The organism is Clostridium sp. AM46-21 (genome assembly GCF_003480025.1).
GTDB classification, from domain to species: Bacteria; Bacillota; Clostridia; order Lachnospirales; family Lachnospiraceae; genus Coprococcus; species Coprococcus ammoniilyticus.
The window spans coordinates 42,012-55,515 of record NZ_QUIB01000008.1; the positions used below are offsets into that span (position 1 = coordinate 42,012).

Sequence of the window (13,504 nt, forward strand, 5' to 3'; positions counted from 1 at the left end):
GTAAAAGAAAACAGAAACACGATGTAAAAAAGTCCTGGCAAAAGAGAAGTGATTTCTGTTATAGAAAACAACCTGTCTTTTGCCGGAACGATGAAGATTCAAAACCTAAATATGAAAAATATTGATCAAAAATACCATTGCCAGTCCGTAGTAGGTGATCACGGCAACCAGATCATTGACCGTTGTAATGAGTGGACCGGAAGCAACCGCAGGATCAATATGGATCTTGTGGAAGAACATAGGAATGATAGTTCCGACAAAGCTTGAGATCACCATTGCAACGATCAGCGAGATGCCGACACAGCCAGAGATCAGGAATGCAGATGCCCATATATATTTCTTAAAATAGTGGATATAGATTCCTAAAAACAGGAGTGCCATGATTCCAAGGCTTGCACCATTTAAGAAGCCGATCTTCATTTCTTTGATAAGAAGGGAAAGCTTCTTTTTAGTACTCAGGTCTTCGTCCATAAGTACACGGATCGTAACAGCGAGGGACTGTGTGCCGACATTTCCAGCCATATCAAGGACAAGGGACTGGAAGCAGATCACGATTGGAAGCACCGCAACAACGGATTCAAACATTCCTACCACAGAGGATACCGCCATGCCAAGGAACAGAAGGATGATGAGCCATGGCAGACGCTTTTTCATGCTGGTAAAGGTTGGTTCGTTCAGGTCTTCTTCGGATGTAAGACCGGCGAGCTTTGCGTAGTCATCACCCATAGCATTATCCACCAGTTCCACGATATCATTTGCAGTCAGGATACCGGCAATGGTTCCGTTTTCCGATAAAACCGGGATGGAATCCTCTTCATAATCGGTGAGATCTTCGATACAGTCTGCAATCTTCCCATGCTCATATACAGACGGATAGGAGCGGCTGATAATATTTGACAAAGAGTCATTTTCCCGTGCGATGATCAGATCTTTCAGATCGATAGCACCGGAAAACTGACCATTTATATCAGTGGTATAGATCGTCGAGATATTGTCATGTTCTCCTGCCTGCCGAACCAGTGTACTCATAGCTTCACGGATGGATAAGGTGTCCGGAATACAGATATAATTGTTCGTCATGCAGCTTCCAATCTCATCGTCTTCGTAAGAAAGCAGCTTCTTTACATCTCTCCGGGAATCATCATCCAGACGGGCAACCATTTCCTGTTGTTGCTCGGCGGAAAGTTCATCCAGAATATCCAGAGCATCATCCGCATCCATATCGGATATGACTCTTGCGGCTTTATCAAGTGACAGTTCATCCAGATACGGCTTGGCATCATCCAGATAAGAGAAGATCTCTGCAAGCCGTGGGGTGCCGATCATAGTGTATAGTTGCATTCGTTCTGTTTCGTTTAGCCGTGTGATTGCTTCTGCGACATCTTTGTCGTGATAGTTTGCCAAATGCTTCTGCAATACCTGTGCGTTCTTTGTATTACGGATGATTTTTACGAGTTCTGTTACATAATCTTTTTTAAATACTGTGATTTTTGTCATTGTGACCTCCTTCCTGCCTGTTTTCAGACATAAAAATACATCGTCTCAGTGTGAAGACCGGATGGTCAGGATCGTCTGATGCGATGTATGAAAAGGCACACAACAATATAAGATGGGGTTATCGGATCTTCATAGACAGCCACATCCATTTATGCTTTCTTATCATAACATCGCATATTTTACTTCGTCCAATACGATCGCAGCTATCCATGAAAATTCACCTCCATTTGAAAATCGAATTTTAGATTTTGGTATTTGATATTCTCAAAAACCTTTGCTACTATAACAGAAAAGAGTTGAATTGACAACCCGGATAATCCGGATTGGATAAATTTTATATTTAGGTTATATTTTTTAAGTACATAGAAAACAGGAGGATATCAGAGATGCGGATCGAACATGTTGCAATGTATGTAGAGGATCTGGAAAAGACAAAAGAATTTTTTATAAAGTATTTTGATGCTGCTGCGGGAGAACAGTATTATAATCCGAAAACAGAGTTTCAGTCGTATTTTTTAAGCTTTGAGGATGGAGCAAGACTGGAGATCATGCAGAAACCACGGGTATCCAATGTGAGAAAAGAGCTGGCACGAACAGGTATATTCATCTCGCTTTTTCAGTTGGAAGCAGAGAGAAAGTCGATGCATTGACGAAAAGACTGGAAGAGGACGGATATAAAGTTGTCAGCGGACCACGGGTGACAGGTGATGGATATTATGAGAGCTGTGTTCTATGTATCGAGGATAATCAGATCGAAATCACGGTCTGAATTTCGGTCTGGATTTGGTAATATCTCACAAACTATACGCAAAGCCGCTTGACTTCGCCAGTGCCATTTCTTACAATAGATCAGTAGATAAAAGTCTGGTAGATGTATGATACCAGATTTTTTTTGTGGTTTAAAGTCAGAAAGAGAAAGGTGAGAGAAAATGAAGTGGAAAGATCGATTGGGAATCCGGCTGGTGGCATATCTGGGAGGCTTATTTATCATGACGGCAGGAATAGCCGTATCGGTAAAATCAAACCTTGGGGTATCGCCGGTAAGCTCGATCCCATATACGATTACCTGTGTATTTGGTGTGGAGATGGGAAACGCAACTATCCTGTTTCATGTTGTGCTGGTTTTGCTGCAGATCCTGTTATTACGGAAAAATTTTAAATGGATCAATCTGTGTCAGATTGTAGTTGGAATTATATTTGGAAAATTTACAACTTTATGTAATTCACTTGTGGCGTTGCTGCCATCTACCGATAATATGTTGATACGACTGGGAATGATGCTGATCAGTGTTGTTCTGATCGCTGTCGGAATCTTCTTCTATCTGCCGGCAAATATTATGCCGCTTGCAGGAGAGGGAGCGATGCAGGCAGTATCAGCGATCACCGGTATTGCATTTCCAAAGGTTAAGATCGGATTTGACTGCAGTATGGTTATCATATCGTTAGTTACATGTTTGATCGCAATACATAGTGTTGGCAGTGTGGGAATCGGAACAGTCATGGCAGCGGTTCTGGTAGGCTTTGCACTGGGACTGGTAACAAAAGCATTTGGAACATGGCGTGACCATCTGTATTACGGAAGAATATCATAGACAGGTGTTGAAAATCAAATCGGTATTTGGCATAATGGACTGGAACAGGAAAGAAAGGAGACATAGCTATGGCAGCAGGAAAAAAACAGAGCGGTAAGGATGCAATGGCGGTTATCAACGAGCATATAAAGAATGAAAGCTATGCTCCGGTATATCTGTTATACGGAGATGAAACATATCTTGTGAACCAGTACAGAGACAAATTGCTTTCGGCGGTAACAGACCGTGAGGACAATATGAACTTTGCAAAGTTTGCAGGAGAGAAGATCGACCCGATGGAGATCATAGGCTTCTGTGAGACAATGCCATTCTTCGCTGACCGGCGTGTGGTGCTGGCAGAAGGAACCGGATTGTTTAAAAAGAGCTGTGAGGAATTTGCGGAGCGGATCAAAGAGCTGCCGGATACTTCGCTGATCCTGTTTGTTGAGTCAGAAGTTGATAAGAGAAATAAATTATATAAGACCGTTGATAAACTGGGAGAAGCCCTGTGCTTTGAAACGCCAAATGAGAAGACGCTTGCTGTATGGGTTAAGGGAATGTTCAAGGGAGAAGGAAAACGGATAACCGATGATGCGATCCGTTCCCTGATCGAGCATACCGGATCAGATATGAATTCGATCAAGAATGAGATTGATAAGCTGATAAGCTATACGGTAGACAGGGAGGATGTAACTGTATCCGATGTGGAAGCTCTCTGCGTTGGCAATTCGGAGGGACATATATTTGAGATGATCGATGCCATATCCAGAAAGCAGCAGGATCGTGCACTTCACCTGTATCATGAGCTGCTTGAAAACAGGGAGCCTGCGATGCGAATTCTGTTTTTGATCGCCAGACAGTATGATCTGTTATTAAAAACAAAGATGTGTCTTGCCGAGAATAAAAATTATGCAGATACGGCATCGGTGCTAGGCATTCCGTCATGGTCGGTGAAGAAATATGCGGAACAGTGCCGGAATTATTCAGAACAGGAACTGAAGAAGATTATGGAAGCCTGTCAGGATACTGACTATAAATTAAAGACGAGTCAGGCATCGGATGTAGTGGCAGTGGAAGTGTTGTTAATATCATTGAGTCGGTAGCTGGTATGTGACGCGCAGGAATGCAGTGAGTCAAAACATACCGTAGGTATTGCGATTTGGATGCCGGAATTATTACACAAAAAAACAGAACCTCAATGGGTTCTGTTTTTTGACGGTTTTGATTATATATGTGCAGCCTTACATATGTAATCAATTATAAAAATATATATGAGTCAGATTAAGCCATCTTGTTGACAGCGGCTGTAAGACGTGATACTTTACGAGAAGCATTGTTCTTGTGGTAAACGCCCTTTGAAGAAGCCTTGTTAATCTCTGAGATAGCAACCAGAAGATTTGCCTGAGCAGCTTCTTTGTCACCAGCAGCGATAGCAGCTTCTACCTTTTTGATAACTGTCTTAACCTTAGACTTGATCATCTTGTTTCTTAAAGTCTTCTTGTCAATTACTTCAATTCTTTTCTTTGCAGATTTGATGTTAGCCAAAATTCTCTACCTCCATTTGAATTATAGATTATAATAAGGTTTTTACATTAAAACCGGACACGGACAATTCAATGTAAACATACTCATCAATATTAGTATAGAGAAATTTATTTGTCAAGGGGCGAAGTGAAAATATTTCCATTTCTGAAAAATAAGATCTGATCTTATTCCCATCAATTTTATTTCTATCCTATTTCTATTACTTGTTGGCTTGTATGGAAAGGGAGGACATGGTATACTGTTTCTATTAATGCGTTATATATTATTACATACCAGGAGGTAAGAAAATGTTTGGATTTGATGAAATTACAAAAGTAGATCCTGAAGTTGCGGCAGCAATGACGGATGAATTGAACAGACAGAATAACAATCTGGAGCTGATCGCATCAGAGAATATCGTATCAAAGGCAGTTATGGCAGCCATGGGAAGCCATCTGACTAACAAATACGCAGAAGGTTATCCTGGAAAGAGATATTATGGCGGATGCCAGTATGTAGACGTAGTGGAAGATCTTGCCAGAGAGCGTGCAAAAGAATTATTTGGATGTGAATATGTAAATGTTCAGCCACATTCCGGAGCACAGGCCAATATGGCAGTATTTTTTGCTATTTTAAATCCTGGCGATACGTTTATGGGAATGAATCTGGATCATGGCGGACATCTGACACATGGATCACCTGTAAATATGTCCGGTAAATATTTTCACTGTGTACCTTATGGTGTAAATGATGATGGCTTTATAGATTATGACAAGGTTCTTGAGATCGCAAAGGAATGCAAGCCAAAGTTGATCGTAGCGGGTGCGTCTGCATATGCAAGAGCAATCGATTTCAAGAGATTCCGTGAGATTGCAGATGAGGTTGGTGCATATCTGATGGTAGATATGGCACATATCGCAGGTCTTGTAGCAGCAGGCCTTCATATGAGCCCGATTCCATATGCACATGTTACAACAACTACTACTCATAAGACACTTCGTGGACCTAGAGGTGGTATGATCATGTGCAGCAACGAGATCAATGAGAAGTTCAACTTCAATAAGGCAGTATTCCCTGGTATCCAGGGCGGACCTCTGATGCATGTCATCGCAGGTAAGGCAGTATGTTTAAAGGAAGCATTACAGCCGGAATATAAGGAGTATCAGGCACAGGTTGTAAAGAATGCAGCAGCACTTGCATCTGCATTAATGGCAAGAGGCTTCAATATCGTATCAGGTGGTACAGATAACCACCTTATGCTGGTGGATCTTCAGAATCTGGACCGTACCGGTAAGGAAGTAGAGAAGCTTTTAGATGAGGTTCATATCACTGTAAATAAGAACACAGTACCAAATGATCCAAAATCTCCGTTTGTAACAAGCGGTATCCGTATCGGAACACCGGCGGTTACAACAAGAGGTGCAAATGAAGCTGATATGGAGACAATTGCTGAGGCGATCAAGGCAGCAGTGATTGATGATGACAAGGCAAAAGCAGAAGCACTTGTTAAGAGTATTGTAGAGAAGTATCCACTGTATGCATAAGGTTGTTATATGGAAGATTTATTTGACGAGAAGCTGTTAGAAGCGATTCGGCTTGCAGAAGCATTGCAGGATGGACGGTCAGAAGAAAAAGAGTCAGAAGGAAAAAAGACAGAAGTAAAACAGGAAACCGAAAACAGCCGTCCGGTCAGCCGGACGGAAGAACCGGTTGCTGCTCCGGTTCCGCAGACTGGTGAGGAAGCAGTCGATCAGCTTATAAAAGAGATCGTGCAGGAAACACAGGAAGAGATCGCTGCCGAAGGTATCCAGACAGAGGATATCAGAAAAGAATTTTTTCAGAAGAAGGCAGAGAAAGCGAAACGGGAAAAGAAGAAGCTGGATCCGGAACTGGAATCCAGACCGGTACATGCACCCAAAAAGCTGAAAGATCCATGGAGTCTCAGGAAAAAGGTCTGTGTGATCCTGCTTGTTGTTGTACTGGTTGTGACTGGGATCCCTGCCGGTATATTTGCCAGAATGTATATGAATGGAAAGAACCGGCTGGCAGAAAATGCGCAGGGAGAAAAGGTGAGTTTTCATACAGACGGATCTTCTTCAACGGCTATCACATATAAAGGAAAGAACTACGTTTATAATACAGATACCGTATCGATTCTGGTATTTGGTGTTGATAATTCCGAATATGTGCCGAAGGAACCGGAAAAGAACGAAGAACCGAAGACAACAGAGGCGGCAACGGAGAAAACAAAGCCCAAAAAGTCAAAGAAGTCAAAGAAAACCTCAGAGGATACAGAAGCTACGACGGAAGCAGATCTCAGAGACAGAGATGATGCCCTGACCTATTCGGATGCAAATGGCTCTGAATATGTCCGGTATGGCGGAAGGATCGATCTGTGCTTCCTGGTGGTATTTGATCTTCGAAATGATAAGCTTCACGTTATTAATATAAATCGTGACAGTATGACAGATGTGGATATTAAAACCATAGAAGGAAAAACAGCACTTACAGATCGGATGCAGATCGGACTGGCGTATGGTTATGGGGCTGGAGAGATCGTCAGTTGTGAGAATTTTACACATGCGGTATCCGGACTGATGTATAATCTTCCGATTAACGGTTATGTGGCCTTTGACATGGATGCAATGGCAGATATCAATGACGTCCTGAGCGGGGTAACATTGACAGCCAGAGATACGATCAGTGAGAATGTCTTTGAGAAGGACGTAGTCACCTTACAGGGCAATGACGCATACCGGTATCTGGAAAAGATGGATACGGTAACGGATGCAGTCGGTGAACACGGCAGGCGGATGGAACGTCAGAGTCAGTATCTGGCAGGCTGGCTGGAGCGGTTTGAACAGTGCTATTCCGATGATAAGGGAATCATAAAGAAGGTATACGAGGCAGCAAGTCCATATCTGCAGACGAATCTGGACAGAGATGCCTGCCTGTATCTGTTCAGCAGAATGCGTGGAATGGATATAGCAGTTGCAGAGAAGGATATACAGGAGCTTCCGGGAACGTATGAACGCCCTGCTCATTTTGATGAGTATCAGGTGGATACGGGAAGTCTGGTAGAAGAGATGCTGGATATCTTCTATATTCCAACCAGTTAGTGTGACATATTATAAAATAAAAATAAAAAATATCCCAAATGCGGATTGAAGCGGCATGCAAAAAATGGTAAAATTTACTTAAATTTTGTTCGCGCGGAACTGCATTTGGGGTATTTTTTTATGTAATATCATAGGAGACAGGATGAAATGAAAAATATGCACAGAGGGGCAGTACAAATGTAGAGACATCTTGTATAAAGTGTATAATACAGCGGGCATAACAGCAAGGAGGGCATTTTAGAAGCATGAGAGAACATGGAAAAAGAGTGGCAGCATGGTTCCTTACCGTTGTCATGGTCATCACGATGATCATGCCGTATGGCGGGGCAGGAATTCCATTTGCAGGTTGGGTGAAGGCAGCGGATCTGATCGATCTGTCCGGAAAGGATGGAGCACATAAGGTTACTGTTGTAGCAACGATGGAAACCGGTCTTGGTAATTATTATACCGGAGAGGCGATCGAAGCACCGGTTACGGTAAAGGTAGATGGGGAGGAAGTACCGTCGGACTGTTATGATGTGGTATACACAAATAACGTGAACGTGTCAACTGCAACCGAGCTTGCCGTGGCAACGATAACCGGTAAACCGGAAAAGGGTTATACAGGAAGCAATACAGCAAAATTCAAAATTCGTGTCACACCGATCAATAAAGCAAAGGTCAAATTTGCATCCGATATGACGCTTGTATCCGGCAAGTATTATGTTCCGTATGTAAAGAATCTGGCAAATTCTCCGACAGTCGAATCGGTTACCTGGAATGGAAAGGTTCTGGTAGCGGAGAAAGATTATTATGAGAATGTTACTCTTTCAGAGAATTATCTGGAGATTGGTTCTAAGGGAACAACAGTGATTAAGGGAATGAATAATTTCAGTGGTTCCAAAACCTATACCTGGTATCTGAAGGCTGCCAATATCCAGGATCAGATCATCACACTAAGCAATTCCAATTACAGCTATGACGGAAAGGAAAAGAAGCCATCGGTTACGATTGCCGATGTGAACTCCTGGCTGGATGAGAATAATGATTATCAGTATCTGGAAGAAGGCGTGGATTATACACTTTCTTACAGCAGCAATATAAATCCGGGAACCGCAACCGTGACGATCACAGGTAAGGATTGTTACACCGGAAGCACATCCCTGAACTATACGATCAGCAGTGGAAGTGCAGCCTTAAAGGATATATCACAGACGACCGTGAATGTAGCATCATGTACATATAATGGACAGGCACAGACACCGGCTGTCACGGTAAAGGATGGAAGCACGACATTAAAGCAGGGAACGGATTATACGGTATCCTATTCCGCAAATACAAATGCAGGAAATGGAACGGTTATGATCAGTGGATGCGGCAAATATACAAATACAAAGTCCCTCACTTTTAAGATCAATCCAAGAGATATTTCAAAGGCGACTTTGACGGCAGAGCCTGCAACATATAAATATGGAGCAGAAGTATTTTCACCAAAGATCAGTGTTTATGACAGCAAACTGGGAACAACATTGACGAATAAAATCGATTATACAGTTGCAAGCTATGTAGCAAAGACAGCCGGTACGGTTTCAATCAGTGCGACAGGAAAAGGCAATTATACAGGAACCGTTACCGGTACATTGACCGTCAATCCTTTGGATGTGACGAATACAGCAAAGGTAACATTGAATCAAACATCCTTTGATCAGACCGGTGCAGAGATCAGACCGACAGTAACGTCGGTCACTTCAGATGGATATACACTGACCGAAGGAACGGATTATACGGTATCTTATAAAGATAATGTAGCAGCCGGCAATCTGGCAAAGGTAATTGTTACGTTCAAGGGAAACTATACAGGTTCCAAAACTGTATATTTTACGATTATTTCTTCCCTGCCGGATCTGTCAGGGGCAGTGTGCAGTACAATTGCGGATCAGACCTATACCGGAGCACAGATCAAACCGGAGGTTACAGTGACCTATGATGGCAAAACACTGACGAAGGACAGCGATTACACCGTTTCATATGGCGCAAATGTCAACTGTGGTACAGGTACGGTTACGATCACCGGAAAGAACGGATACAGTGGAACGAAATCTGTAAATTTCAAGATCAGTGCAAGAGCGCTGGCAGATTGCTCGCTCAGTTATGATGAGAGCGTAAAATGGACAGGAAGTGCCGCAACTCCGAATATCCGTATCACATATGGTCAGAAGCTCTTAATAGAGGGTACGGATTATACCGTTGCTTATTCCAATAATATAAATGAGACAACGGCAGCGACTGCTACAGTGACAGGAAAAGGTAATTTTACAGGAAGAAAAGTACTGACATATAAGATCACCAGAGATCGTACGGACGTCAATGCTTCAACGATTACAGTCGATGCGATCGCAGACCAGGAATACAATGCAGGACAGGGACTCCGACCTGCTGTTACAGTCAGAAATGGTGGTACGATCCTCACTCTGAATACAGATTATACGGTTACTTATACCAATAACTATACTGCAGGATCTACAGCAATAGTAACCATTACGGGAATCAATGATTATACAGGAACAAGAACAGCAACCTTTAATGTTGTTGCACTTGATCTGACAAATGCAAAGGTTGTTTTGGAAGCAGACAGTTATGAATATACAGGCATGCCACAGACTCCGGGTGTTACATCCTTTACAACTGTATCCGGAAAGACCTACACCAGTATGACGAATTTCACTGTAAGTTATTCGAATAATACAAACTGTGGAACGGCAACGGTAACTATAAAAGGAAAAAATGCAAACTTTACAGGAAGTGCAGAAGGAACATTTACTGTTACAAAGAAATCGATCAAGGGAGCGGTTTTCAGTAATATTACAGCATGTACATTTACAGGAAGTGAGCAGAAGCCGACAGCAACCGTAAAGATTGGAACTACGACTTTAGCTGCCAATGCAGATTATGAATTATCATATGAAAATAATATTAATGCCGGTACAGGAAAGATTACAGCAACAGGAAAAGGCAACTACAGCGGAAGTGCAAAGACGACCTTCACGATTGCAGCCAGAGCTATCACATCCTGTAAAGCAGAATACAGCAAAGAGATGATATATACCGGATCCGAGGTAAAGCCTTCTGTAAAACTGACCTATGGTTCCTACGAACTGAAGGCGGGAACGGATTACACTGTTTCCTATAGCAATAATATAAATGAAACAGACAGTGCATCGATCCGGATCACAGGAAATGGAAACTTCAGCGGTACACAGACATGTACATTTAAGATTACAAAGATCGTAACAAACATCAATGACAGTTCGATCAGCATAGCATCGATCGGAGATAAGGAGTATCAGGGAGGCGAAGCCATTATTCCGAAGCTCAGGATCACACAGGATGGAGTTACTCTGGTAGAAGGTGAGAGTTATACTATAACAGTAACCAACAATAAGACGGTCGGTTCCACTGCAACCATTACGATACAGGGAATCGGAGCATATACAGGTACAAGATCCCTGACATTTAAGATCGTGGCAGCAGATATTACAGGTGCAGAAGTAGCACTTGTACAGCGGTCATATGAATATACAGGTGCGGCATTTACACCGGCAGTTGTAAGCCTTACAACCACAGGTGGAAAGCGGATCACAAATCTGTCAGAATTCAGTGTTTCATATTCCGGCAATACCAATGTCGGAACTGCAACTGTTACTGTGACCGGAACCGGCAGTAATTATAAGGGAACCACAACTGGAACTTTTGCGATCACGCGGAAATCGCTGAATGATTCACTGGTAATGAATGTGGGTACAGTGACTTATACAGGATCAGCGTTAAGTCCGGATATTACAGTAACCTTTAATGGTAAAACGCTTACAAAGGGCAAGGATTATGCAGTTGCATTTACAAATAACATCAATGCCGGAACTGCAAAAGCAAAGATAACAGGTCTTGGCAATTATGATGGAACAGTTGAAAAGACTTTTACCATTCTGCCTTTTGATATAAATAATGGCGGTTTTATCATGGTTACAGGTTCTCCATATACCTATACAGGAGGAGAACTGAAACCGGGATTCACTGTTATGATAAGTGGAAGATCACTGGCGGCTGTAAACTATGACGTGGCATATTCCAACAATGTCAATGTCGGAACTGCAACGATCACAGTTACAGGCAAAGGCAATTATAAGGGAACGATAACTGAAAACTTTACGATCCAGGCGAAGCCTCTGAAAGACGCTTCTGTGACTTATGCAAATCTGATGTCATATACAGGAAAGCAGGTTTGTCCGGAAGTAAAGGTAATGGATGGAGCAGTTGAGCTGAAGCAAAATGTTGATTATGATGTCAGCTATCAGAACAATACAGAAGTGACAACATCTGCACGGATCCAGATCACAGGAAAAGGGAATTATACAGGAACAATAGACCGGTATTTCTCAATCCAGAAACAGGAGATCAATCTCAAGGATGCAGAGATAACGGCAGAGGACCAGACTTATAACGGCAGGGAACAGAAGCCGGCTGTTACAGTAAAGGTATCCGGCAGAGTGATCGATCCATCCGAATACAGTGTGCTCTATTCTGAAAATATCAATGCCGGAACTGCAAGAATCACGGTAAATGGTCTTTCGGATTCCTTTAAAAATACAGGATATGGAACCTTTACGATCCTTCCAAAACAGATAGAGAAATGTAAAGTGTCCTATACAAAGAGCGTATCCTATACAGGAAAGGCTGTCACACCTTCCGTTATTGTCAAGGATACAGCAAGAAATGCAGTGCTGAGCGCCGGTGCATCTGCAGACTATACGGTATCGTATCAGTCGAATACAGAGCCGACAACCAAGGCTGTGATACAGATTACAGGAAATGGAAATTACACCGGTACATTGACACAGTATTTTGCAATTGTAAAACAGACGACACCGGTTACAAAGACAGATCTGTCTGCGGCAGTTATAACGGTGGCAGATCAGACTTACACCGGAAAAGCGTTAACACCTGCAGTTACTGTTACATTAAAGGGTAAGGTGCTGAAGCTGAATACAGATTACACGGCAGCATATTCCAACAATACAAATGTTGGTACAGCGAAGGTTGTGATAACCGGAAAAGGCAATTATACAGGAAGTGCGTCAAAGACATTTGTGATTAAGGCAAAGACCACACCGAATGTGAAGAAGCCTGGTGTAACGAAAAAGATTACAGTAAGCAAGATCAAGACAACTTCTGCAAAGATCACATGGAAGAAGGTATCTGATGCAGATGGATATATGATCTACCAGAAGCAGGGCTCCGGCAAGAAGAAACTTATAAAAACGGTGGGTAAGAATGCATCTTCTTACAATGCGAAGAAGCTGAAAGCAGGAACCAAATACACTTATAGTGTATATGCTTATAAGAAGTCAGGAAACTCTAAGATAAAGGGCAAAGAGAAGAGTAAGGCATTTGTAACGAAGCCATCAAAGGTAAAATCAGTAAAGACGACAGCGAAATCAAAGGCATGTAAGATAAGCTGGAAGAAGGTAGCCGGTGCCAGTGGATATCAGGTATATATGGCAACCTCAAAGAAAGGCAAGTATAAGAAGATCGGCGATACAAAGAAGCTGAATCTGACAAAGAAGAGCCTGAAAAAAGGAAAGACATATTATTTCAAGGTCAGAGCATATAAAACTCTGAATAAGAAAAAAACATATGGTGCTTATTCCGTTAAAGTAAAAGCGAAGATTAAATAAGCGGGAAAATAACAAACAGCCATTGATGAAAAGGAAGCCGGATCCATATATGGATCCGTTTCCGACGCATCGATGGCTGTTT

At 42.3% G+C, this 13,504-nt stretch carries 7 protein-coding genes and 1 pseudogene; 6 read left to right on the forward strand and 2 right to left on the reverse strand.

The window, feature by feature from the left end:
• Positions 1-105 precede the first annotated feature (105 nt).
• Positions 106-1,497, reverse strand: a complete 1,392-nt coding sequence (mgtE, locus tag DW959_RS07045) for a magnesium transporter (RefSeq protein WP_117823356.1) — start codon at positions 1,495-1,497, stop codon at positions 106-108.
• A gap of 386 nt (positions 1,498-1,883) precedes the next feature.
• Here mgtE and DW959_RS07050 point away from each other — a divergent pair.
• The 3 genes and pseudogenes from DW959_RS07050 to holA all read left to right on the forward strand — a co-directional run bounded on the left by DW959_RS07050 (position 1,884) and on the right by holA (position 4,171).
• Positions 1,884-2,266, forward strand: a pseudogene (locus DW959_RS07050) (VOC family protein).
• Positions 2,267-2,426: 160 nt separating this feature from the next.
• The gene (locus DW959_RS07055) at positions 2,427-3,089 is read left to right on the forward strand and encodes a DUF6198 family protein (protein ID WP_118615770.1); all 663 of its coding nucleotides are present in this window, start codon (positions 2,427-2,429) and stop codon (positions 3,087-3,089) included.
• A gap of 68 nt (positions 3,090-3,157) precedes the next feature.
• Positions 3,158-4,171 carry a DNA polymerase III subunit delta gene (holA, locus tag DW959_RS07060; RefSeq protein WP_117785130.1) on the forward strand — a complete coding sequence of 338 codons (1,014 nt, stop codon included), beginning with the start codon at positions 3,158-3,160 and terminating at the stop codon, positions 4,169-4,171.
• Between the two features lie 178 nt (positions 4,172-4,349).
• On the opposite strand, the gene rpsT is transcribed toward holA, so the two are convergent.
• Positions 4,350-4,613 (reverse strand): 30S ribosomal protein S20, encoded by a 264-nt coding sequence (rpsT, locus tag DW959_RS07065; RefSeq protein ID WP_118615772.1) that lies wholly within the window; start codon positions 4,611-4,613, stop codon positions 4,350-4,352.
• Between the two features lie 287 nt (positions 4,614-4,900).
• On the opposite strand from rpsT, the gene glyA reads away from it, so the two are divergent.
• The 3 genes from glyA to DW959_RS07080 all read left to right on the forward strand — a co-directional run bounded on the left by glyA (position 4,901) and on the right by DW959_RS07080 (position 13,422).
• Entirely contained in the window at positions 4,901-6,136 is a 1,236-nt protein-coding gene (gene glyA / locus DW959_RS07070) for a serine hydroxymethyltransferase (RefSeq protein ID WP_021944825.1), read from the forward strand.
• 9 nt (positions 6,137-6,145) lie between these two features.
• The gene (locus DW959_RS07075) at positions 6,146-7,711 is read left to right on the forward strand and encodes an LCP family protein (RefSeq protein ID WP_118615774.1); all 1,566 of its coding nucleotides are present in this window, start codon (positions 6,146-6,148) and stop codon (positions 7,709-7,711) included.
• 245 nt (positions 7,712-7,956) lie between these two features.
• The gene (locus DW959_RS07080; protein WP_118615776.1) at positions 7,957-13,422 is read left to right on the forward strand and encodes a fibronectin type III domain-containing protein; all 5,466 of its coding nucleotides are present in this window, start codon (positions 7,957-7,959) and stop codon (positions 13,420-13,422) included.
• Positions 13,423-13,504: the final 82 nt, after the last annotated feature.